Consider the following 23,382-nt stretch of genomic DNA (forward strand, 5'->3'; position numbering starts at 1 on the left):
GATGGCCACCAGTGCCGAGATGACCCCGGTCCCCGAGCAGGACCCGGTCGCCGAGGGCGGCCCGCTGCTGGACGTGCGGGACCTGCACGTGGAGTTCCGCACCCGCGAGGGCATCGCCCACGCGGTCAACGGCGTCAGCTACTCGGTGAACGCCGGCGAGACGCTCGCGGTGCTGGGCGAGTCCGGCTCCGGCAAGTCGGTGACCGCGCAGGCCGTCATGGGCATCCTCGACACCCCGCCCGGCTACGTCACCGGCGGCCAGGTGCTCTTCCAGGGCCGCGACCTGCTGACCATGTCGGCGGAGGAGCGGCGCAGGGTCCGCGGCGCCCGGATGGCGATGATCTTCCAGGACGCGCTGTCCTCGCTCAACCCGGTGCTGTCCGTCGGCGAGCAGCTCGGCGAGATGTTCCGGGTGCACCGCGGGATGTCCCGCAAGGACGCCCGCGCCAAGGCCGTGGAGCTGATGGACCGGGTACGCATCCCGGCCGCGCGCGAGCGGGTCAGGCAGTACCCGCACCAGTTCTCCGGCGGCATGCGGCAGCGGGTGATGATCGCCATGGCGATGGCGCTGGAACCCGAACTGATCATCGCCGACGAGCCGACCACCGCGCTGGACGTCACCGTGCAGGCCCAGGTGATGGACCTGCTCGCGGAACTCCAGCGCGAGTACAACATGGGCCTGATCCTGATCACCCACGACCTCGGCGTGGTCGCCGACGTCGCCGACAAGATCGCGGTGATGTACGCCGGGCGGATCGTGGAGACCTCCCCGGTGCACGACATCTACCGGGCGCCCGCCCACCCGTACACCAAGGGCCTGCTCGACTCCATCCCCCGGCTGGACCAGAAGGGCCAGGAGCTGTACGCGATCAAGGGGCTGCCGCCCAACCTGCTGCACATCCCGCCCGGCTGCGCCTTCCACCCGCGCTGTCCGCGCGCCCGGCAGGTGTGCCGGACCGACATCCCGCCGCTGTACCGGGTGAGCACCGAGCGGGCGAGCGCCTGCCACTTCTGGAAGGAGACGCTCGATGACGCAGGCGCCGACCAGGACTGAGCCGGCCGCGCAACCGGCGGCGGCCGGCCGCGAACCCGTCCTGCGGGTGCGGGGCCTGGTCAAGCACTTCCCGCTGACCCGGGGGATCGTCTTCAAGAAGCAGGTCGGCGCGGTGCAGGCGGTCGACGGCGTGGACTTCGACCTCTATCCGGGCGAGACGCTCGGCATCGTCGGCGAGTCCGGCTGCGGCAAGTCCACCGTGGCCCGGCTGCTGATGAACCTGGAGCAGCCGACCGCCGGCGAGATCATCTACAAGGGCGAGGACATCACCCGGCTGTCCGGGCGGGCCCTGAAGGCCGTCCGCCGCAACATCCAGATGGTGTTCCAGGACCCGTACACCTCGCTCAACCCGCGGATGACGGTCGGCGACATCATCGGCGAGCCCTACGAGATCCACCCGGAGGTGGCGCCCAAGGGGGACCGCAGGCGCCGGGTGCAGGAGCTGCTGGACGTCGTCGGGCTCAACCCGGAGTACATCAACCGCTACCCGCACCAGTTCTCCGGCGGCCAGCGGCAGCGCATCGGCATCGCCCGCGGGCTGGCCCTGCGCCCCGAGATCATCGTCGCCGACGAGCCGGTCTCCGCCCTGGACGTCTCGGTGCAGGCGCAGGTGGTCAACCTGATGGAGAAGCTCCAGGACGAGTTCGGCATGGCGTACATGTTCATCGCGCACGACCTGTCGATCGTGCGGCACATCTCCGACCGGGTCGGCGTGATGTACCTGGGCAAGATCGTGGAGCTGGGCGCCGACGAGGAGATCTACGAGCACCCCACCCACCCGTACACCCAGGCGCTGCTGTCGGCCGTGCCGGTGCCGGACCCGGAGGCCCGCGAGCACCGGGAGCGCATCATCCTGGCCGGCGACGTGCCCTCCCCGGCCAACCCGCCGTCCGGCTGCCGCTTCCGCACCCGCTGCTGGAAGGCCCAGGAACGCTGCGCCCTCGAAGAGCCGCTGCTCGCCGTCCCCGAGGTCTTCCGCGCCACCGCGGGCCCCGCGGAGCATCCCTCGGCGTGCCACTTCGCCGAGGAGAAACAGGTGGTCCCGGGGGACTGACCCGCCGGGCGCGCGAAACGGCCCGTACCCGGGGTGGTGCTGGGGTGTTCCGGGTACGGGCCGATCCGAGCGGAGGTCGAACTGAGCCCGGGTCAATGGGCGGAAGACGTCAGTCCTCCTCAGTCCGCTCCTCCTCGATCGCGGTGAGCGCGGGGTCGAGGACGATGTCCTCGTCGCGCGCCGCGACCGTCGGCTCCTCGGGGAAGTGGCACGCCGTCAGGTGCCCGTCGGCGTTGCCGCCGATCTGCACCAGCGGCGGCTCCTCCGTCGCGCACTTGTCCTGCGCCTTCCAGCACCGGGTGCGGAAGCGGCAGCCGGACGGCGGGTTGATCGGCGACGGCACGTCGCCGGCCAGCCGGATGCGCTCCTTGCCGTCGTCGTCCGGGTCGGCCTCGGGCGCCGCGGACAGCAGCGCGTGGGTGTACGGGTGCCGCGGCCGGGTGTAGATCGACTCCCGGTCCCCGATCTCCACGATCTTGCCCAGGTACATCACCGCGATGCGCTGCGAGAAGTGCCGCACGATCGCCAGGTCGTGCGCGATGAACAGGAACGCGATGCCGAGTTCCTTCTGCACCTTCTGCAGCAGGTTCACCACCTGCGCCTGGATGGAGACGTCCAGCGCCGAGACCGGCTCGTCCGCCACGATCAGCTTCGGGTCCAGGGCCAGCGCCCTCGCGACCCCGATGCGCTGCCGCTGGCCGCCGGAGAACTCGTGCGGGAAGCGGTTGTAGTGCTCCGGGTTCAGGCCGACGATCTCCAGCAGCTCGCGGACCCGCTTCTCCCGGCCGCCCGCCGGGTTGACGTCGTTGATCTCCATCGGCGAGGAGATGATCGTGCCGACCGTCTGCCGCGGGTTGAGCGAGGCATAGGGGTCCTGGAAGATCATCTGGATCTCGGACCGGATCGGCGCGAGCTGCTTGCGGTTGGAGTGGGTGATGTCCTGGCCCGCGTAGCTGACCCGGCCGGCGGTCGGCTCCAGCAGCCGGGTCACCAGCCGGCCGGTGGTCGACTTGCCGCAGCCGGACTCGCCCACCATGCCCAGCGACTCGCCGGCGTTGATGTGGAAGTCGATCCCGTCCACCGCGCGCACGTCGCCGACGTGCCGCTTGAAGATGAAGCCGCCGTTGATCGGGAAGTACTTCTGCAGGCCGGAGACCTCAAGCAGCTTCTCCCCGGTGCCGGGACGCGGCGTCGGGACCTTGTCCAGGGTCTGTTCACTCATTGCTGTTCCCTCGACTCCTGGTCAGCGCAGCCGCGGCTGGATCTGCTCGATGAAGATGTCATGCTTCTGGTCCGCCGTGAGGTGGCACGCCGCGCCCCGCCCGGCCGGAAGCAGTGGCCGCTCGGTGCGGCACCGGTCGCCCGGTACCTGGTCGCTGAAGGTGCACCGGGTGTGGAAGGGGCAGCCGGGCGGCGGGTTCAGCAGGCTCGGCGGAGAGCCGGGGATCGGCGCCAGCGGCACGTTCACATCGGCCGACAGCCGCGGGATGGAGCCCAGCAGGCCCCAGGCGTACGGGTGCTGCGGCGTCTTGAGGATGTCGCGCACCGTGCCGCGCTCGACCGCCCGGCCCGCGTACATCACCACGACGTCGTCGGCCGTGTTGGCGATCACGCCCAGGTCGTGGGTGATCAGGATGATCGCCGTGCCGGTCTCCTGCTGGAGGTCCTTGAGCAGGTCCAGGATCTGCGCCTGCACGGTCACGTCCAGCGCGGTGGTCGGCTCGTCCGCGATCACCAGGTCGGGATCGCAGACCAGCGCCATCGCGATCATCGCGCGCTGCCGCATACCGCCGGAGAACTGGTGCGGGTAGTCGTCCACGCGAGTCTGCGGCTGGGGGATGCCCACCCGGCCGAGCATCTCGATCGCCCGCGCCCTGGCCTCCTTCTTGGACGCGCCGGTGTGCTTCATGTACGGCTCGGAGATCTGCCGGCCGACGGTGTAGTACGGCGACAGGGCGGTCAGCGAGTCCTGGAAGACCATGGACATCTTCTTGCCCCGCAGTCGCTCCAGCTCCCTCTCCGAGGCGCCGGTCAGCTCCTGGCCGTCCAGCACGATCTCCCCGCGGATGGTGGTGTTGCGCGGGTTGTGCAGGCCGAGGATCGCGAGGTTGGTCACCGACTTGCCGGAGCCGGACTCGCCCACGATGCCCAGGGTCTTGCCCCGGTCCAGGTCGAAGGACAGCCCGTCCACGGCCTTCACGGTGCCGTCCTCGGTGGCGAACTGCACGTACAGATCGCGCACCGAGAGGAAGTGCTCGGATCCCTGAGGTGCGGGCTCGGCCTCGGGCTTCGTCAGAGTGGTCACGGCGGGTTCTCCTACCGGCTGGTGCGCTGGTGTTCGCGGCGGGGGGTGGCTGCCGCGGTCACGAGAGCCGGATCCGCGGGTCGATGATGGCGTATGCGGCGTCGACGATGATGTTGAAGACGACGATGGCGCTGGCGCTGACCAGCATCACCGCCATCTCCATCGGCAGGTCCTCCTTCTGGACCGCCCCGACCGCGAGGGTACCCAGGCCGTGCAGGTTGAAGGTGGCCTCGGTGATGATCGCGCCGCCGAAGACGCTGCCGAGGTCGATGCCGAAGATCGTGATGATGGACGCTGCCGCGCCGCGCAGGGCGTACCGGTAGAAGACGTACTTCGACCCCATGCCCTTGGCGCGCGCGGTTCTGATGTGGTCCTCGGACAACTGCTCGACCATCAGGGAGCGGGTCTGCCGGCTGTAGTTGGACCAGAAGATCACCGACATCACCAGACAGGGCAGGATCAGTCCGTTGATCGACGCGCCGGGATTGGACGTCCAGGTGGGGTCGGAACCGTTCTTCAGCCAGCCCAGGTTGTTCACGAAGAGCGCGATGGCCAGCGGGCCGATGAAGTAGATCTGCACCGAGTTGCCGAGCAGCGAGACGGAGCTGGCGACCCGGTCGAAGGACTTGCCCTGCTGCCAGGCCGACAGCATGCCCAGGCCGACGCCGATGATCAGGAACGCGGCGGAACCGCCGAGCGCCAGCGACAGCGTGGTGGGGTAGCGGTCCTTCAGCTCCGGCCAGATCATCTGGCTGTCGGCGAAGGAGTAGCCGAAGCACGGCGCCGGGCAGTTCTGGCCGTCGGGCATCTTGCGGCCGGTGAAGATGCCGCTCATGTAGTGCCAGTACTGCAGGTAGATCGGGTCGTCCAGGCCCATCCGGACCTTGATGTCGTGGACGACGTCGGGGTTGGCGCAGTTCTTGCCACAGGCCAGTTCCGCCGGGTTGGAGGGCAGAACGAAGAAGAGGAAGTACGTGACGGCGCTGATGGCCACCAGGATCACGATCGCGCCCAGAACGCGTCGTGTGAGGAAACGGAGCATCGGTGAGGCTCTTCCGTGGGGGCGCGGGCGGCGGCCGCGCGGTCAGGTCCGGGGGCGGCCGGTCCCGGCTGGTGCGCCGGGACCGGCCGCCCTTGCGGCGTGTTACTTCTTGACGTACACGGTGTTGGCGTTGATGACGCCGGTCACCGAGTTGTAGGTGACGCCGCCCAGGCCCTCGCCGTAGATGTTGAAGTACTTGTCGTACAGGAACGGCACCTGCGCGGTGTCCGTCTGCAGCGAGTACTCCGACAGCTTCTCCCAGTCGGCGGTCTGCTGCTTGAGGTCGGTCTCCGCCTTGATGCGGTCGATCTCGGAGTTGATGTGCGGGTCGTTCAGGAACGAGTAGTTGTTCGTCCCGTCCTGCAGGTTGCGGCCGTCCATGGTCGGCGGGACCACGGTCGAGGCGTTCGGCCAGTCCGCGCCCCAGCCGGTGCGGTAGATGTCGTACTGGTTGTTCACCTTGCCGACCACCGTGTAGTACGAGGTCGGGTCGATCGCCTTGCGCACGACCTGGAAGCCCGCCTTCTGCAGCGCGTTCGCGATGGTCAGCGAGATGTTCTGCCAGCGCGGGGTGTTCGCGTAGGCGAAGACCAGCTTCGGGTGCGGCTGGCCGGCCTCCTTCAGCAGCTCCTTGGCCTTCTCGACGTCACCGGTCGGCTTGTCGAGCTTGCCGAACGGGTCGAACTTCTTCCAGCCGGCGATGGTCGGGCTGAGCAGCGTGGTGCCGAGGTCGCCCTGGGCCGCGCCGCCGAACGCCTGCTGCACCTGCGACATCGGGAACGCGTAGGCGATCGCCTGGCGCACCTTCGGGTCGGTGATGCGCTTGGTGTTGATGTCGAGGGTCTCGACGTACGGCTGGTACTGGTTGATCGACCGCGACTTGTACTTCGGGTCGGTGACCAGCGACTGCATCACCGACGGGTCGGCGACACCGGACAGGTCGAGCGCGTACTTGTCCGAGCCGGCTCCGGCCTGCAGCCGCTGCGACAGGCTGGGCTGCTCGATGCCGAGCTGGAAGTTCCAGGTGTCGGGGTACGCGTTGCGGATCGGGTCGGTGGCCGGGTCCCAGTTGGGGTTCCGCTTGAAGACCAGCGACTTGCCCGGCTTGTACGACGCGATCTCGTAGGGGCCGGAGGAGACCGGGTGGTTGTTGTACGCGCCCTTGTCGTCCTTGGCCTTCGGCACCGGCGCGGTCACCGGCATCGCCATCGCGTACGGGGCGTCCGCGTGCGGCGTCTTGAAGTGGAAGACGATCGTCTTGTCGTCCGGCGTCGCCAGAATGGTGTCCGGGATCTCCTGGCCGGAGTACGGGCCCTTGTACAGCTTGCGGTAGTCAGGACCGTACAGCCACGACTGGATGTACTGCGGACCCTGCGTCTCGAAGTCGGCGAAGAGCCGCTCGATGCTGTACTTGATGTCCTTGGACGTGATCGCCGAGCCGTCCTGGAACTTGATGCCGTCCTTCAGCGTGTACGTCCAGGTCTTGCCGCCGTCCGACATCTTGCCGGTGTCGGTGGCGAGGTCGCCGACCAGCACGGTCTTGCCGCTGGTGGGGTCGATCTTGTAGCCGGTGAGCGTGCGCGCGTAGAGCACGGATATCGACAGCTGGTCGCTCACGTACTGCTGAGCGGGGTCCAGGTAGTCGTCGCCGGCCTGGTTCAGGTCGTTGACCGTTCCGCCCTTGACCGCCCCCGGGACGGCGGGCGCCGGGCCCTTGGAGTCCGCGGCCGTGCCGAGGCCGTAGTTCGGCACCGGAGCCTTGGTCGGAGCCGCACTGCCCCCCTTGGTGCCGGTGTCGCCACCGCCACCGCCGCCGCTGCTGCACGCCGCGGTCAGCGACAGTGCGCTGGCCGCCACGATGGCAGCCGCCAAGCGAGCTCTGCTGTTTCTCATGAATTCCTGCCTGTCAGTGGACTGAACTGCCATCGATGCCGAGGTCCGTGCCCGCAGGAGACCGGGCCGGTTCCGACGACCTGGACAACTTGATTCGAGCTAGCGCACTAGCGGAGGGTCTTGGGGTCGAGAGCGTCCCGGACCGAGTCCCCCAGCAGGTTGAAGGCGACCACGAACAGGGCCATCGCGATGCCGGGGAAGAACATGAAGGTGATGTCGCTCTGGTAGTACTCGGCGCCGGTCTGGAAGAGCAGACCCCAGTCCGGGGTCGGCGGGAGCATGCCGACGCCGAGGAACGACAGACCGGCCTCGGCGGTCACGAAGACCGGGAGCATCAGCGTGGTCTGCACCAGGATGGTGCTCCACAGGTTCGGCAACAGCTCCTTGGTGATGATCCGCCAGGAGGACGCGCCGCTGATCCGGGCCGCTTCGACGAACTCGCGTTCGCGCAGGCTCAGCACCTGCGCGCGCACCAGTCGGCCGATGCTCATCCAGCCGAGCAGGAACTGCACGCCGACCAGCACCACCGGGCGCACCCACCACGGCTCCTGATCGCCGACCCCGACGAACAGCGCGATGGCCACGGGGGAGAAGGCGATGAAGAACAGCTGCGACGGGAAGGACAGCATGAAGTCCGAGACCCGGCCCATGAAGAAGTCCGTCTTGCCGCCGAGGTAGCCCTGCGTCAGGCCGAACAGCACACCCACGACCACCGACAGCAGCGTGGTCGCCGCCGCGATCCCCAGGGAGTTGCGGATGCCGTAGAGCAGCAGGGTGAACACGTCGCGGCCGAGCTGGGGCTCGATGCCGAACCAGTGGTCGCCGCTGATGCCGCCGTTGGGCGCGATCGGCAGGCCGTAGCTGTTGAGCAGGCCGTCGTCCTGCCCGTACAGGTCGTAGGGGTTCTTGCCGTACAGCTTCGCGATCAGTGGTGCGCCGACCGCGATGACGATGAAGAACAGAACGATGAAGGCACACACGATGCCCGTCTTGTCCCGCTTGAAGCGCACCCACGCGAGCTGTCTCGGCGTACGTCCGGCGAGCTCCGGGGCGCCCTTCGCGCCCGGGCTGCCGGGCGTCCCCTCGGGCTCGAGGGTGAGGCCGCCGGTCTCGTCGGCAGCCTGGCTTGGACTCGTCATTGGTTACATCCCCCGGGACCGAGAGCGTGCGTTGCGACGCGTGTTGTGCGTCGCGGGTTGAGCGGACTTTCGCAATGGAATCAACTTCCAGTCAAGGGGGGACGGGAGGAAGAAACCTTGTTGTTTGGCATCTTGAGCGAAGGTTTGGCAGATCGTCCTCCATATGTGCTTGACATTGCTTCATCAGAACGGACAAAGGGGATATGTCCGTACGAAGCGCGTTAACATGTTGGCAACTTGACTGTCGTGACTCCGATATACGGACCGAGCAATCTGAACAACGTACGGCCGTGCGGGTGCCGTCGGCCGGCCGGAGCTCCTGTGGGGGGCTCCGCAGGCTCCTTGTGGCCCGGTTGGGCCCGGGAACGGACGAGCCCCGCACAGCGGAGGCTGTACGGGGCACGTATACGGCGCGCGGCCGGCGGCTGGCGCCCGCCCGGGACCGGCGCGCGGCGCGGCCCGGGATGCGGGTGGGGTACCAGTGGGGTACTAGAGGCCCAGGGAGCGCTTGAGGAAGTCGACCTGGAGCAGCAGCAGATTCTCCGCCACCTGCTCCTGCGGGGTCATGTGCGTGACGCCGGACAGCGGCAGCACCTCGTGCGGCCGGCCCGCCGCCAGCAGGGCCGTGGACAGCCGCAGCGAGTGGGCCACCAGGACGTTGTCATCGGCGAGGCCGTGGATGATCATCATCGGGCGGGCCGGCTCGGCGGCGCCGACCAGGCCGGCGTCGGAGATCAGCGAGTTGCGCTCGTAGACCTCCGGCCGCTCGGCCGGGTGGCCCAGATAGCGCTCCTGGTAGTACGTGTCGTACAGCCGCAGGTCGGTGACCGGGGCGCCGACCACGCCGGCCCGGAAGACGTCCGGGCGGCGCAGCACCGCGTTCGCCGCCAGATAGCCGCCGAAGGACCAGCCGCGGATCGCCACCCGGGCCAGATCCAGCGGATACTCCCCGGCCAGCGCGTGCAGCGCGTCGACCTGGTCCTCCAGCGACACCGCGGCCAGCTCGAACGCCACCGCCTTCTCCCACGCGGGGGACCGGCCCGGGGTGCCGCGGCCGTCCGCCACGATCACCGCGAAGCCCTGGTCGGCGAACCACTGCGAGACCAGGTGGGCGTTGTGCGCGCGGACCACCCGCTGGCCGTGCGGGCCGCCGTACGGGTCGAGCAGCACCGGCAGCGGGCCGTCGCCCTCGCGGTAGCCCTCCGGCAGCAGCACGGCCGCCGGGATGCGCCGCTCGCCGGCCTCCGTCAGCACCGGGCGCGCGGTCAGCGAGGGCGTCTCGGCGTGCGAGGCGATCACCGCGATCTCCCCGGAGTACGTCAGGTCGCCCGCGTGCGCGCGGGTGCCCGCGTCCTGCCCGGGGCCCTGCCGGCGGTCCTGTGCCGCGGCCCCGGGGTCCTGCCGGGGGTCCTGTGCCGCGGCCCCCGTGCTCTGTCCGGCGTCCCCCGCGGCCCCCGCGTCCTGCCCCGCCTCCCGCAGCACCCGGGTCCGGGTGCCCGGCCGCTCCAGCACCGCCGACGTCAGGACGGTCAGCCCGCCCGCCCGCACCGCGTTGTGCACGCCCGGCTCGGCGGAGACGCGGACCGCGCCCGCCTCGTCCACCCGGTACACGTGCACCTCGCCGATCTCCGGGTCGGCCGCCGCGGCCCCCGCGGAGGCCGTGACCAGGATGCCGGGGCCGCTCACGTCGAGCACCGCGCGGACGTGCAGCTCGGGCCCGGTCAGCGTGCGCTCGCCGACCTTCAGCACCCGGGCCGCGCCGGACCCGCCCGGCGGTTCCTCGTCGACGATCCGGACCAGCTCGCCGGCCGGCGTCCAGGCCGGGACGCCGCCGAAGAGATCCAGCCAAATTCGATCTTCGTCCACGGCGACCGTCGCCGTGGCGCCCTTCTCCAGGTCCACCGCCAGATACCGCGTCTCGCGCTGGTCGCGGCTCACCACCAGCAGCAGCGGCGGGCCGCCGGCCGACCAGTGCACGCGCGCGAGATACGGATACCGCTCGCGGTCCCAGCGGATCTCGCGCCGCGAGCCGTCCAGACCCAGCAGGTGCAGCGTCACCTCCGCGTTGTCGGTGCCGGCCAGCGGATAGCGCACCGCGGCCGGGGCCCGGTCCGGATGCGCGGGCTGGGCGATCCACACCTCGCGCACCGGCGCCTCGTCCACCCGCGCGGCCAGCAGCGCCGAGCCGTCCGGCGCCCACCAGAAGCCGCGGCTGCGGCTCATCTCCTCGGCCGCGACGAACTCCGCGAGCCCCCACGAGACCGTCGCCGCCGCACCGCCGTCCGTCGCCGCACCGCCGTCAGCGCCCGCGGCACCGCCGGAGCCGTCCGGGCCCTCCACCGGGTCGCCGGGCTCGGCCAGCGCCCGGTCGCCGGTGCCGTCCGCGTCGACCACCCGCAGCGAACGCCCGCTGACGTACGCCACCCGGCGGCCGTCCGGCGACGGCCGCGGGTCGATCACCGGACCCGGGACCGCCAACTCCCTCGCCCCGTGCGCCTCCCCAGGGCCCGCCGCGCCCGCCGGCCCCTCCAGCGAGGCCGTGAAGAGCCGCCCGGACAGCGCGAAGGCGGCCATGGAGACTGCCCGGTCCACCGCGAAGGCCACGATCCCCGCCGAGCCCTCCCGGCTGCGCTCCCGCCGCGCCCGCTCGGCCGCCGGCAGGTCCTCCTCCGCCCCGCCCAGCAGCACCGCGGGATCCGCCGCCACCCGCTCGCGGCCCGTGGCGACGTCCAGCACCCACAGCAGGTGCTCGGCCTGCGCGCCCGAGCGCGCCCGGGTGAACACGACCCGCCCGGCCGCCGCCCGGTCCGCTCCCTCCCGCGACCCGTCCTGCGGCGCCCCGCCGGACGGCGCCACGACGAAGCCGCGCGGCGCCCCCAGGGTGAACCGCTGCGTCCGGGCGTGCTGTCGTGGGAATGAGAGGTACGTCATAGTGGTGACCCTAGAGGGTGCCACCGACAACCGCCGCCGGATTACCTCCCGGTCCGGCCCCGCGCCCCGCCCCACCGCCGCTGACCTGCGGCACCCGCACCCCGCGCGGCGCGCGCCCGGCGGCCCGTCGCCGACCGGCCGGCCCCGCCGGATGGCTTGAACTGTTCATGCGCCCCCGCGTGCTTCCGTGCTCCGAGATATGCGGTGGCACGGAAAGTTATGATCCGTAGCCGAGGGTGGGTAATAAGCATGTGGCAACTGACTCGACCGACGACCGGTGCCATGACCGCTGCGCTACTGCCATGACCGACGTGACCGACGTGTCCCTGCGTACTGGGAGGTGAGCCGCTGTGGCACTTTCGATTTCGGCGGTGCTGCTGCTGCTGATCATCGTGGCCCTGCTGATCCGCAGGTCCGGACTGAAGCCGGGACATGCCGTCGCCTGTGTCCTGCTCGGCTTCTACCTCGCCGGTTCCTCGTGGGCGCCGCAGATCACGGATCTCACCAACAACGTGGCGGGCATGATCTCCGACATCAAGTTCTGAAAGCCACGGTCGCCGCCGCCCGGGTGCGGCCCAGGTCGTAGGCTCTCCACCATGACCGACGTCATGACCGACCTCCCCGCGCGACGGCTGCTGCTGGTTCACGCCCACCCGGACGACGAGACCATCGGCACCGGCGCGACCATGGCCAAGTACGCCGCGCAGGGGGCTCACGTCACCCTGGTCACGTGCACGCTCGGCGAGGAGGGCGAGGTGATCCCGGCGGAGCTGGCGCACCTGGCCGCCGACCGCGAGGACCGCCTGGGCGAGCACCGCATCGGCGAACTGGCCGCCGCGATGAAGGCGTTGGGCGTCACCGACCACCGCTTCCTGGGCGGCCCGGGCCGCTACCGCGACTCGGGCATGATGGGCGTCGCCACCAACGAGGCGCCGAACTGCCTGTGGCGGGCCGACCCGGACGAGGCGGCCGGCCACCTCGCGGACGTCATCCTGGAGATCCGCCCCCAGGTCCTGGTGACCTACGACTCCAACGGCGGCTACGGCCACCCCGACCACATCCAGGCGCACCGGATCGCGATGCGCGGCTACGAACTGGCCGCCGAGCGCGGCCACCGGGTGGACCGGGTCTACGAGATCTGCATGCCGCGCTCGGCGGTCCAGGCGGGCTTCGACGAACTCGCCGCCGAGGGCAGGACGTTCCCGTTCCACTCCCTCGCCACCGTGGACGACGTGCCGGGCGTGGTGGACGACGACGAGGTCACGGTCACCGTGGACGCCTCCGCGTACACCGACCGCAAGACGGCCGCGATGCGGGCGCACGCCAGCCAGATCGCCGTCGACGGCCCCTTCTTCGCGCTCTCCAACGACCTCGGCCAGCCCTACTTCGGCACCGAGTACTACCGCCAGGTGCACGGCGAGCCCCCGGCCGACCGCACCGACCTCTTCGGCGGCGAGAGCTACCCGCCCCCGCGGGCCGGAGCGTCCGCGTCGACCGCCGCCGCCCCCGGGGGCCACGCGTGAGGCCCGGCGCGCCGCGCATCGCGGCGTACGTCCTGCTGGCGGTCCTGGCCGCGCTGGTCGCCGCCGCCGGAGGGCTGGTCTCGGGCGGCCTGTTCCCCGGCGGCCTGCTGCTGGCCCTCGCGGGCTGCGTGGCCCTGTTCTACGGCGGGTTGAAGCTCACCGGGTCCCGGATCGGCGTCGCGGTGCCGGCCGGGGTGTGGGCGATCTGCGTGGTCCTGCTCAGCTCCACCCGGCCCGAGGGCGACTTCCTGTTCGCCGCCGGCATCGGCCCGTACGTCTACCTGCTCGGCGGGGCGCTGGCCGCCGTGATCTGCGCCACCGTCCCCCAACTGCCCACCCAGGGCCGCGGCACCGTCTGACGAGCGTGCGCGGGCCCGCCGGGGACCGCCGACTTGGCGGCCGGGGGCCCGCTCGTGGTTGGGTGAACGCAAGCGATCCGCCGTGCGGGGGCTGCCCTCCGGCGACGCTCGGTATGGTGGTCGCGCCGGCGAGCCGCCCGCGGAGAACCGCGCGGGGCGGCGAAGCTAACCGGGAGAGCCTGCTTTGAGTCGTGAATCTGACAGTTCGTCCTCGGCGTCCACGGGTCCGTCCTCCGGCCCCCAGAGCCGCGGCGGCGCCGCGTACCCGTCCGGCACCCCGCCGTACGGCACGCGCCCGTTCCCCTCGCTGCACCCCCAGGAGCGGCCGCGTCCCGCCGGGGAGCCGGAGCCTCCCGAGGCGGAGGCCGAGGCGGCCGCAGCGGCGGCCGAGCCGCGGACCGAGACCACGCTGACCACGCGCATCCGCATCAACATCCCCGGTTCCCGGCCGATCCCGCCGGTCGTCGTCCGCACGCCCGTCGAGGAGGGCGCCGTGCCCGCGGCCGATCCGGCCGCCGCGGAGCCGGACGCCGCGGGCGCCTCGCCCGCCGAGGCGGACGGCACGGGCGGCGCGGACACCTCGGGCGGCGCGGGCGGGTCGGGCGGGTCGGGCAAGAAGGAGACGAGCGACTGGTTCGCCCCGCGCAAGCCGGTCACCTCCCCGCCGCCGGGCGCCGATCCGGGCGCGGGCGCGCTGCCCGGGGCGGGTTCCGCTCCCGGCCTGGTCCCGGGTTCCGCTTCCGGCGCGGACCCGGGCTTCGGAACGGGCGGCGCGGGCACGGCCTTCGGCGCCGACCCCGCGTTCGGCACGGACCCGGCCTTCGGGACGGGGGGCGCGGGGACGGACTTCGGCGCCGACCCCGCGTTCGGCGCGGACCCGGGTTTCGGCGGCCAGGACTCCGACACCACCGCGACCACCGCGATGCCGGTCATCGGCGAGCCGGGCCCCGGCGGTTACGGCACCGGTCCCGGCACGGGTACGGGCGCCGGTACGGCCGCGGGCCGCGGTCCCGGCGCGGGCGCGCCCGGCGGGCCCGACCCCTACGTCGACCCGTTCGCCGAGGCGTTCACCTCGCCGCCGCTGGACCAGGGCGGCCCTGGCGGCGTTCCGGGGGCCCCGGGCGGCGCGCGCGGCGGTGTTCCCGGCGGCAGCCCGTTCGCCGACCCGGACACCGGCTCGACGCAGGTCCCGACCCCCACCCCGTACTTCGGCAGCGGCGACGCGGGACCGTCCGCGCGCGGCCCGCACGACACCCCGGCCGCCGGCACGCCCGTCTTCGGCACCGAGGACTTCCCGCCCGGTGTGCCGCGGCCGACCGACCCGTTCGCCGACCGGCCGGCTCCCGGCCCGGGCCCGGCCGGGCCCACCAGCGGCCCGGCGACCGGCCGGATGCAGGTGCCGCCGGTGGCCGGCGGAGCCGGCGCACCCGCGCGCCCCGGAGCCCAGAGCGGCCCCGCGGGCCCCGACGGCCAGGGCGGGCCCGGCGGCTTCCCGCCGCCCGAGGAGCGCGTCTCCGGCGACACCCTCGTCAGCGGCATCCCGCGCGTCCCGTCGGGCCCCGGCGACGGCCGCGGCCCGCGCCCGGCCCCCACGGGGAGCGGATCCCGACCGGCGGCCCGGCCGCCGCGTCGCAGGAGCAGGAGCAGCAGCAGAAGCCGGCCGCGGCGAGACCGGCGAAGAAGGGCCGCTCCAAGCTGGTGCTGCTGGCCGCCGGCATCGGCGTCATAGCGGCCGTCGCCTACGGCGCGGGCCTGCTGATGAACCACGCGGACGTGCCCAAGGGCACCACCGTCCTCGGCGTGGACATCGGCAACATGAACCAGGACGCCGCGGTGAAGTCCCTCGACACGTCGCTCGGCAACCGCGCCACCGCGCCGATCACGCTCACCATCGGCGGCAAGAAGGAGAGCCTGAAGCCGTCGGTCGCCGGGCTGTCCATCGACACCGACGCGACCGTGCGCAAGGTCGCGCACGCCGACTACAACCCGGTCTCGGTGATCGGCTCCCTCTTCGGCGGCAGCCGCGTCGCCGACCCGGTGTACCTGGTCGACAACGACAAGCTGAAGTCCGCGCTCAAGGAGATGGCCGGACGCGACAGCAGCGCCAGCGACGGCATGGTGAGGTTCGAGGACGGCCAGGCGATCGCCGTCCCCGGCAAGCCCGGCACCAGCTTCGACGTCGACTCCGCGGCCACCCAGGTCGCCGCCGCCTACCGCACCCGCGCCGAGACCGGCGCGGACCAGCCGGTGGCGCTCCAGGTGACGACCGTGCAGCCCAAGGTCACCCAGGCCGCCCTGGACAAGGCGGTCGACGGCTTCGGCAAGACCGCGATGGCCGGGCTGGTCACCGTCCGGGCGGGCGGCCACGAGATCCAGTTCGGTCCGAACAAGTCGCTTCCGAAGTTCCTGACGATGCTCCCGGACCAGACCGGCACGCTCCAGCCGCACATCGATCTGGACGTCATGAAGTCCCTCTACGGCAAGACCTTCGACGACGTCACCCTCAAGCGCGCGGACGGCTCCGTCACGCCGGTCACCCCGCAGGACGTGGCCACCGCCGTGATCAAGGCGCTCAGTTCGACCACCGACCGCGTCGTCACCCTGCCGGGCGTCGTCGGCTAGCCACCGCCGAACCCCACCCGCACGGCCGGGGGCCGCAGCGGCCCCCGGCCCTGCGTCGTCGGGGGACCGGGGCTCAACCCCGTTGCCACCAGCGGCGCTTGTGGCGCGGGGTGACCGCGTGGATGGCCGGGCGGAGCAGGTCGAAGGTGACGACGGTGGGGGCGGCAGCGGCCGTGGCGGCGTCGGCGGCCGGGTCGCCGGGCAGCGCGAGGCCGAGGCAGACGAGCTTGGCGCGGCCGTCCTCCATCGGCAGCACCGTGAACACCGGCGCGCCCGCGAGGCCCAGCGGGAACGGCCCGGTCCAGCGGACCGGTTCCGCGTCCTGACGCGACACCATGCCGGGCAGCAGCACCTGCGGCCGGTCCGCGTACCGGCCGCCCGGCTCCTCGTCCACCTCGTGCCCGAGCACGTACGCGGGCAGCGGCTCGGTCCCGATCAGCGCGATGTCGTCGGGCTGCGCGGCGAGGCCGGAGGTCACCTCGTCGGTGCTCCAGCTCCAGCCCTTGCGCTCGGCGTGGATGTGCAGGTCCGTGGTGGGCATCACGGCCACGCCCAGGTCGCCGAGCGCGGTCCACTTCTTCGCGAACGACGGCAGCACCAGCTCGTCCGCCGGCAGCTCGGGCTCGGCGAGGCCGTCCCGCAGCGTGAACTGCCCGATCTCGTACCGGGTGCGGGCCTGCGCCGTCACCAGATACTGCCGGATCACCTCGTGGTTCGCGTTCGTCGAGACCAGGTCGTTGTACCAGAACGCCGTGGCGAAACTCCGGTCCTGCCGGGCCGCCTGAAACGGCAGCGTGGCCCGCGCCGCGGCCCGCAGGATCGCCTCCTCGACGGAGCTGCCGGAACCGCCGGCGCCGTCGGAACCTTCGGGGCCGTCGCGGTCGTCCTCGTCGCCGGGCCCGGCTGCCGGGGATTCCGCTTCCGGGTCCGCGGCGGGTTCCGCTTCGGTCCGTGCCCCGGCCTCTGCCGCCGACTCGGCCGCCGGCTCGGCCACGGGCTCGCGGGAGGGGGAGGTCTCGGAGGTCTGCGGCGTCTCGGAGGAGGACGGGGAGGACGGGGAGGACGAGGAGGAGGACTCGGGCGTCTCAGGGCTCTCAGGCACGCCCCGGACCCTACTACCCCCGCGGCGCCGCCCTCGGCAGCCCCTGGGGCCCGCCGGACCCGCCGTCCCGCCCGCCTCCGGCTACCGCCCGCCGGGAGCGCCCGGCCGGCCCGGCGGGCCCGGCGCGGCCACCGGGGCCGGCTCCTGGTCCGCCGGGACGGACGCCGTCAGCCGGAAACCGCCGTCGCCCGCGCGTCCGACGTCGAGCGTGCCACCGGCGAGTATCAGCCTTTCTGCGAGCCCGGTCAGCCCGTTGCCCAGCCGGACCTCCGCGGCCCCGCCCGAACCGCTCTCCGAACCCCTTCCCGAAGCGCTCCCGGAAGCGCCGCCGCCCCTCGTGGCCGCGCCTGCGCCGGACGCCGCGCCGGACGCCGCGCCGGACGCCGCGCCGGACGCCGCGCCGGACGCCGCGCCGGACACACCGGCCGCCGTGTCCTGTGCGGTCCCCGCCGCCCCCGCCCCCGCCGCCGTCCCCGGCCCGCGCCCGTCGTCCGAGACCGTCAGCCGCGCCACGCCGTCCGCCACCGCGAGCGCCACCACGCACGTGGCCGCGCCGCTGTGCCGTACGACGTTGGTGACCGCCTCGCGCAGCGCCCAGGCCAGCGCCCCCTCGCCCTCCGGCCCGAGTCCGGGCGGCGGACGGTCGTCGACGTGCAGCCGCGCGGCGATCCCCGCGGAGGCGAGCGCGCTGCGCGCGGACGCCAGCTCGGCCGGCAGCGTCGGCCGCCGGTAGCCGCTGACCGCCTCGCGCACGTCGACCAGCGCCTGCCTGCTGACCTTCTCGATGTCCGCGACCTGCTGCGCGGCGTCGTCCGGCCGGTCCGGCAGCATCCGACCGGCCAGCTCGCTCTTGAGCGTGATCAGCGACAGCGAGTGCCCGAGCAGGTCGTGCAGGTCGCGGGCCAGCCGCAACCGCTCCTCGGTGGCCGCCAGGTGCGCCACCGTCGCCCGCGCTTCGCGCAACTCCCGCATCGCCTGGACCAGTTGCTTGACGCCGACCATCGCGTAGCCGCCGAGCAGCGAGGGGATCAGCAGCGCCGGGTAGAGGTCGCTGCCGGGGTCCGTCCACATCCCGACCAGGAACAGCAGCAGCGTGACCGCGGGCACCGCCCAGCGCGACTGCCGCGACGGCAGCGCCGCGCCGCACGCCACCGCGACGTACACGAACAGCACCAGCCAGTCCTTGCCGAGCGCCCCCGACAGCAGCAGCGACAGCGCGGTCTGCGCGACGAGCACCTCGTAGACCCACCGCTCCGGCCGCTGCCCGGTGTTGGTGCGCAAGAACACCAGCGAGAGGTACCCGGTGACGAAGACGGTGAGGCCGAGCGCGGCGCACGCGGTCACCACGCCGGTGTGGCGCCCGCCGGTCAGGTCGCTGACCGGCGAGCCCAGGTAGAGCAGCCAGATGGAGATCCAGGCGAGCTTGACCAGCGCCTGCTTGCGGTTCTCCGGCGCGCGGGCCATCGGCGTGTCGTCGGCGTCCTCGATCGCCCGCCGCCACGGCGGCCACAGCTCCTGCCGGGGGTACCGCGCCGCGCGCGCGTCCCGCCGCTCCCGGTCGCGCTGCCGGTCGTGCTCGCGGTCGTGCCCCCGGTCGTGCTCGCGGTCCCGACCCGCGTCCCGCCTCGCCATCGGCCGGCTCACGCCTTCCTGGTGTCCTTGCGGTACAGCCACGCCGCGGCGCCCGCGAAGAGCAGCAGGTAGACGACGAGCACGGTGACGTCCTTGGCGTGCGGGGCGTTCCCGGCCTCGATGGCCTGTCCGAGCGAGGCGTACGGCCGTCCCGGCAGGTAGTCGAGAACCTGCTGCACACCGTGCGGCCAACTGGTCAGCGGCCCCCACAGCCCTCCGAGGCCGGCGAGCGCGAAGTAGCAGATCATCGAGATCGGCCGCGCGGCGTCGGCGGTGGCGAGGTAGCCGATCGCGACGCCGAGCGCCGCGAAGACCAGACTTCCCGCCCAGGTGCTGAAGGCGAGCGCCACCCACTGCCAGGCGGCCATCCGGACGTCCTTCGCCGCGGCGCCGATCACCAGCACGATCAGGATGGACGGCAGGCTCACCGTGGCCGCCGAGGCGATCTTCGCGGCCACGTAGCCCCGGCCGGGCAGCGCGGTCAGGCGCAGTTGCCGCACCCAGCCGCGCTCCCGTTCCCGGGCGATGCGCTCGGCGTTGCCCATCAGCACCGCGGTCATCGCGCCGAAGGCGGCCATGGCGACCATGTAGTAGGCGACGTACGTGATGCCGAGCCCGTCGACCTTCTTGTCGGTGCCGATGCTGCCGGCGAAGACGGTGAAGAGGATCGCCGGGTACAGCACCGAGAAGAACATGAACTTGCGGTTCCGCAGGGTGCGGGTGATCTCCAGCCGGATCAGCGTCCTCATCGGTTCCCCGCCTTCCCGGCGCCGGCGGTCCCGGCCCCTCCCGTGGTGTCCGCCGCCGCGGTTCCCGCGGTTCCCGCGGTCTCCGCCGGCCCCGCCGCGTCCGTCGCCTCGGTGATCGCCAGGAACGCCTGCTCCAGGCCGAGCCCGGCGACCTCCAGGTTGCGCGGGTAGAGCCCGAGCCCGTACAGCGCGTGCACGGTCGCGTCCGCGTCGTCGGAGCGCAGCCGCACCGTGGGCCCGGTGACGTCGATGCCGACCACGTGCGGCAGCGCGGCGAGCTGCTCCTCGTCCGGGCCGCCGGTGCCGTCGGGCGCCGCGGGCAGGTCGAACGTGATCCGGCGGGCGCCGGCCCGCGCCTTGATCTCGGCCGCGGTGCCGTCGGCGATCAGCCGGCCGCGGTGCATGACCAGCACCCGGTCCGCGATCGCGTCGGCTTCCTCCAGGTAGTGCGTGGCGAACAGCACGGTCCTGCCCTGCTCGACCTGGCCGCGCATGGTCGCCCAGAACGCCTGCCGGGCGCTGACGTCCATGCCGGTGGTCGGCTCGTCGAGCACGATCAGGTCGTTCGCGCCCGCGGTGGCCAGCGCGAAGCGCACGCGCTGCTCCTGACCGCCGGAGAGCTTGTTGACCATCCGGCCGCCGATCCCGGTGAGGTCGGCCGCGGCCAGCACCTGGTCCACCGGGTACGCCTTCGGGTGCAGGTCGCAGGCCAGCGAGACCAGCTCGCGGACGGTCACCTCCTCCATCAGGCCGCCGCTCTGCAGCATCGCGCCGACCCGGCCGCGGGCGATGGCCTGCGCCGGGGTGCCGCCGAACAGGCGCACCGCGCCACGGTCCGGGTTCTTCAGCCCCAGCAGCAGGTCGAGCGCGGTCGACTTGCCCGCGCCGTTGGGCCCGAGCAGCGCCACGGTCTCCGCGGGGCGCAGCGTCAGGCTCAGCCCGGCGACCGCGCGTACGGCCCCGAAGCTCTTGTCCACGTCGGTGAAGCTCACCACGGCGGGCCCGTGGGCCCTGCCGCCCTCGGAGCCCTCGGCGTCCCCCGTGTCCCCTGTGCCGGGCTGCCCGGCCTTCGCGCGTGCGGTGGATGGTGCGGTCATGCCACTCAGGTTCGCCCACGAGCGCGGGCCTGTGCAGTGCGGGGGGTCGTGTTTTCCGGATGACAGATGTCATACGGCGGCAGCGTGCGTCGTACGGCCGCCGTGGGGCGGCCGGAGCCGGGTCGTGGCCGGCGCGGCGGCGGAGCCGCGGCGTGGCGGGTTGGCGGGTTGGCGGGTGGGGTGGGTGGGGTGGGTGGGTCGTGTCGCGACCGGTGGGGCGGGCGGGTCGCGCGTATAACGAAAGGCATGACCACCTCGCCGCCCCCGCTGCCCATTCCCGTCGCCGCCGCGCTCGAAGCGGCCAACGCGGGCAACACCGAGGACTTCCTCGCCGCGTTCGCCGACGACGGCGCCGTGGACGACTGGGGCCGCGTCTTCCGCGGGCGCGAGGAGATCCGCGGGTGGAGCGACGCGGAGTTCATCGGCAAGCAGGTCACGTTGGAGGTCACCGCGACGCAGACCGACGGCGACACCACCACGGTCACCGCCCAGGTCGGCGGCAACGGCTTCAACGGCCCGTCCACGTTCACCTTCCACCACCCGTCGCCGCGGCTGGCGCTGATGCGCATCACGGCGTGACGGGCGGCGCGGTGCGGACGGGCGGGGCGGCGTGACGCATGGCGTGAGGGGGGCGGCGCGGCGTGTGGGGCGGCCGGCCTGGCGGGTGCGCGGCCTGGCGGGGGGCACGGCCTGACAGGCGTCAGGACGTGCTCTGGCGCCAGGCGCGGTCGGCGAGCAGCCGCAGGCCGTTGAGGCCGACGACGACGGTGGAGCCCTCGTGCCCGGCGACGCCGAGCGGCAGCGGGAGGTGGCCCGCCAGGTCCCACACCACCAGGCCGGTGATGAACGCCCCGGCGATGACGAGGTTCTGCGTCACCAGCCGCCGGGCCCGCCGGGACAGGGCGACGGCGGCGGGCACGGTCGCCAGCTCGTCGCGGACCACGACCGCGTCCGCGGTCTCCAGCGCGAGGTCAGAGCCGGCCCGGCCCATCGCGATGCCGGCGTGCGCGGCGGCCAGGGCGGGCGCGTCGTTGACGCCGTCGCCGATCACCAGCACCTTGCGGCCCGCCGCTTCCAGCGCGCGCACCGCGTCCACCTTGTCCTGGGGCAGCAGCGCGGCGCGCACGTCGGCGATGCCGACCTCCGCGGCCAGGCGCGCGGCGGCGCGCGGGTTGTCGCCGGTGAGCAGGACCGGGCCCGCGCCGGTCAGTCGGGCGAGTGCGGCGACGGTGGCGGCGGCGTCGGGGCGCAGCCGGTCGGCGATGGCGAGGACGCCGACCGGGCGGCCGTCGCGCCGGACCAGCACGGCGGTGTGACCGCTGTCCTCCAACTCGGCGGCGATCGCCGCGGCGCGGGCCGCGGCGGCGTCGGTCGGGGACGTGGCGTCGGCCCTGGGCGCGGTGTCGGTCGGGGGCGGGGCGGGCAGCCGGGCCGGGGCGCCGACCGCGACGGTGGAGCCGTCGACCGTGGCGGTCACGCCGATCCCGGGCGCGGAGGAGAAGCCGGTCGCGGTCGGCAGGACGAGGCCGCGCTCCCGGGCGGCGGCCACGACGGCGCGGCCCAGCGGGTGTTCGCTGGCGTGCTCGGCCGCGGCGGCGAGGGCGAGCAGGGCGTCGGCGTCCGGGAGCTCCGCGTCCGGGGACTCCGTGCCGGCGGTGACGGGGGCGCCGACGTCCAGGGGTCCGGCGTCCGCGCCGGCGGCCTCCGGAGCAGCGGTCCCACCTGGGCCGGGCGCAGCAGCGTCCTCGTCCCGAGCCGGAGCGGCTGCCCCCTGCGCCGCAGCGGCTACGCCCCGCGCCGGAGCGGTCGGCGCCGCAGCGCCCGGCAGGCGGACCGCCGTGACGCGGGGCGTGCCCTCCGTCAGCGTGCCGGTCTTGTCGAGGGCCACCGCGTCCACCTGCCCGAGGCGCTCCATCACCACGGCGGACTTGACGAGCACGCCGTGCCGGCCGGCGTTGGCGATCGCCGACAGCAGCGGCGGCATCGTCGCGAGCACCACCGCGCACGGCGACGCGACGATCATGAACGTCATCGCGCGCAGCAGCGCACCGGACAGCGCCGCGCCGAACGCGAGCGGCACGGCGAACACCGCGAGCGTCGCCGCGACCATGCCGAGGCTGTAGCGCTGCTCGACCTTCTCGATGAACAACTGCGTCGGCGCCTTGGTCCGCGACGCCTCCTCGACCATGGCCACGATGCGGGCGATGACCGAGTCCGAGGGGTCGCGCTCGACCTTCACCCGCAGCGCGCCGGTGCCGTTGAGGGTGCCGGCGAAGACCTCGTCGCCGGCCCGCTTGGCCACCGGCAGCGGCTCGCCGGTGATGGTGGCCTGGTCGACCTCGCTCGCGCCGTCCAGCACCCGGCCGTCCGCGCCGACGCGCTCGCCGGGCCGTACGAGGACGGTGTCGCCGACCGCGAGCCGGGCGGTGGCGACGGTGGTCTCGGCGCCGTCGTCGCCGAGCAGGGTGGCGGTGGCGGGCGCGAGGTCGAGCAGGCCGCGCACGGCGTCCTGGGTGCGGGCGGTCGCCAGCGCCTCCAGGGCGCCGGAGACGGCGAAGATGACGATCAGCAGGGCGCCGTCCATGACCTGGCCGATCGCCGCGGCGCCGAGCGCGGCGGCGACCATCAGCAGGTCGACGTCCAGCGTCCGGTCCTTCAGCGCCCGCAGTCCGGCCCAGCCCGGCTCCCAGCCGCCGGCGGCGTACACGAGCGCGTACAGCGCCCCCCACGCCCAGGCCGGGGCGGCTCCGGTGAGCTGGAGCGGCAGCGCGATCAGGAACAGCGCGAGGGCGGCGGCGGCCCAGCGGGCCTCGGCCAGGGCGAGCACCCGGGTGCGGCGGCGCGGCGCGGCGTCGGCGGGCATGGCGGCGGTCCCTCCAC

The 23,382-nt window shown here is 73.2% G+C and carries 19 protein-coding genes; 8 read left to right on the forward strand and 11 right to left on the reverse strand.

Annotated features, from left to right (window positions below):
* The first annotated feature begins 19 nt into the window (after positions 1-19).
* Together VSR01_RS26040 and VSR01_RS26045 are read left to right on the forward strand one after the other, a co-directional pair.
* A complete protein-coding gene (locus tag VSR01_RS26040) occupies positions 20-1,054 on the forward strand; it encodes an ABC transporter ATP-binding protein (protein WP_326453820.1) in 1,035 nt (344 codons plus the stop codon).
* Entirely contained in the window at positions 1,029-2,108 is a 1,080-nt protein-coding gene (locus VSR01_RS26045) for an ABC transporter ATP-binding protein (protein ID WP_326451543.1), read from the forward strand. Before VSR01_RS26040 ends, VSR01_RS26045 begins: the two co-directional genes overlap by 26 nt.
* Before the next feature lie 109 nt (positions 2,109-2,217).
* Here the strand turns inward: VSR01_RS26045 and VSR01_RS26050 are convergent, their stop codons facing one another.
* The 6 genes from VSR01_RS26050 to VSR01_RS26075 all read right to left on the reverse strand — a co-directional run bounded on the left by VSR01_RS26050 (position 2,218) and on the right by VSR01_RS26075 (position 11,418).
* Positions 2,218-3,330, reverse strand: coding sequence for an ABC transporter ATP-binding protein (locus VSR01_RS26050; protein WP_326451544.1), 1,113 nt, complete (start codon positions 3,328-3,330; stop codon positions 2,218-2,220).
* 21 nt (positions 3,331-3,351) lie between these two features.
* Entirely contained in the window at positions 3,352-4,413 is a 1,062-nt protein-coding gene (locus VSR01_RS26055) for an ABC transporter ATP-binding protein (protein WP_326451545.1), read from the reverse strand.
* A 58-nt stretch (positions 4,414-4,471) separates the two neighbouring features.
* Positions 4,472-5,455, reverse strand: a complete 984-nt coding sequence (locus VSR01_RS26060; RefSeq protein ID WP_326451546.1) for an ABC transporter permease — start codon at positions 5,453-5,455, stop codon at positions 4,472-4,474.
* A 102-nt stretch (positions 5,456-5,557) separates the two neighbouring features.
* Entirely contained in the window at positions 5,558-7,312 is a 1,755-nt protein-coding gene (locus VSR01_RS26065) for an ABC transporter substrate-binding protein (protein ID WP_326451547.1), read from the reverse strand.
* A 143-nt stretch (positions 7,313-7,455) separates the two neighbouring features.
* Positions 7,456-8,487: an ABC transporter permease gene (locus VSR01_RS26070; protein WP_326451548.1), complete on the reverse strand. Its 1,032-nt coding sequence runs from the start codon at positions 8,485-8,487 to the stop codon at positions 7,456-7,458.
* A gap of 489 nt (positions 8,488-8,976) precedes the next feature.
* Entirely contained in the window at positions 8,977-11,418 is a 2,442-nt protein-coding gene (locus VSR01_RS26075) for a prolyl oligopeptidase family serine peptidase (RefSeq protein WP_326451549.1), read from the reverse strand.
* A 350-nt stretch (positions 11,419-11,768) separates the two neighbouring features.
* Between VSR01_RS26075 and VSR01_RS26080 the strand changes: the two genes are divergently transcribed.
* From VSR01_RS26080 to VSR01_RS26100, 5 genes are all read left to right on the forward strand, one after another.
* Positions 11,769-11,963, forward strand: a complete 195-nt coding sequence (locus VSR01_RS26080; RefSeq protein WP_326451550.1) for a hypothetical protein — start codon at positions 11,769-11,771, stop codon at positions 11,961-11,963.
* 63 nt (positions 11,964-12,026) lie between these two features.
* Positions 12,027-12,941 carry an N-acetyl-1-D-myo-inositol-2-amino-2-deoxy-alpha-D-glucopyranoside deacetylase gene (gene mshB, locus VSR01_RS26085; protein WP_326453821.1) on the forward strand — a complete coding sequence of 305 codons (915 nt, stop codon included), beginning with the start codon at positions 12,027-12,029 and terminating at the stop codon, positions 12,939-12,941.
* Positions 12,938-13,300 carry a DUF6113 family protein gene (locus tag VSR01_RS26090; RefSeq protein WP_326451551.1) on the forward strand — a complete coding sequence of 121 codons (363 nt, stop codon included), beginning with the start codon at positions 12,938-12,940 and terminating at the stop codon, positions 13,298-13,300. Before mshB ends, VSR01_RS26090 begins: the two co-directional genes overlap by 4 nt.
* A gap of 184 nt (positions 13,301-13,484) precedes the next feature.
* Positions 13,485-15,029 (forward strand): hypothetical protein, encoded by a 1,545-nt coding sequence (locus tag VSR01_RS26095; protein WP_326451552.1) that lies wholly within the window; start codon positions 13,485-13,487, stop codon positions 15,027-15,029.
* Positions 14,999-15,922, forward strand: a complete 924-nt coding sequence (locus tag VSR01_RS26100) for a hypothetical protein (protein ID WP_326451553.1) — start codon at positions 14,999-15,001, stop codon at positions 15,920-15,922. The genes VSR01_RS26095 and VSR01_RS26100 overlap by 31 nt, the downstream gene beginning before the upstream one ends.
* A gap of 73 nt (positions 15,923-15,995) precedes the next feature.
* On the opposite strand, the gene VSR01_RS26105 is transcribed toward VSR01_RS26100, so the two are convergent.
* The 4 genes from VSR01_RS26105 to VSR01_RS26120 form a co-directional block, all read right to left on the reverse strand.
* On the reverse strand, positions 15,996-17,024 hold the full coding sequence (locus VSR01_RS26105; RefSeq protein ID WP_326451554.1) for a hypothetical protein: 1,029 nt from the start codon (positions 17,022-17,024) through the stop codon (positions 15,996-15,998).
* Positions 17,025-17,105: 81 nt separating this feature from the next.
* The gene (locus VSR01_RS26110) at positions 17,106-18,488 is read right to left on the reverse strand and encodes a sensor histidine kinase (RefSeq protein WP_442785706.1); all 1,383 of its coding nucleotides are present in this window, start codon (positions 18,486-18,488) and stop codon (positions 17,106-17,108) included.
* A 176-nt stretch (positions 18,489-18,664) separates the two neighbouring features.
* Positions 18,665-19,405, reverse strand: a complete 741-nt coding sequence (locus VSR01_RS26115; RefSeq protein WP_326451555.1) for an ABC transporter permease — start codon at positions 19,403-19,405, stop codon at positions 18,665-18,667.
* Positions 19,402-20,502 carry an ABC transporter ATP-binding protein gene (locus VSR01_RS26120; protein ID WP_442785541.1) on the reverse strand — a complete coding sequence of 367 codons (1,101 nt, stop codon included), beginning with the start codon at positions 20,500-20,502 and terminating at the stop codon, positions 19,402-19,404. Before VSR01_RS26120 ends, VSR01_RS26115 begins: the two co-directional genes overlap by 4 nt.
* A gap of 246 nt (positions 20,503-20,748) precedes the next feature.
* Here VSR01_RS26120 and VSR01_RS26125 point away from each other — a divergent pair, with 246 nt between their 5' ends.
* Positions 20,749-21,081 (forward strand): nuclear transport factor 2 family protein, encoded by a 333-nt coding sequence (locus VSR01_RS26125; protein WP_326451556.1) that lies wholly within the window; start codon positions 20,749-20,751, stop codon positions 21,079-21,081.
* A gap of 121 nt (positions 21,082-21,202) precedes the next feature.
* Here VSR01_RS26125 and VSR01_RS26130 read toward each other — a convergent pair whose 3' ends face one another.
* Positions 21,203-23,365, reverse strand: a complete 2,163-nt coding sequence (locus tag VSR01_RS26130; protein WP_326451557.1) for an HAD-IC family P-type ATPase — start codon at positions 23,363-23,365, stop codon at positions 21,203-21,205.
* Positions 23,366-23,382: the final 17 nt, after the last annotated feature.

The organism is Actinacidiphila sp. DG2A-62, assembly GCF_035825295.1.
Lineage (GTDB): Bacteria > Actinomycetota > Actinomycetes > Streptomycetales > Streptomycetaceae > Actinacidiphila.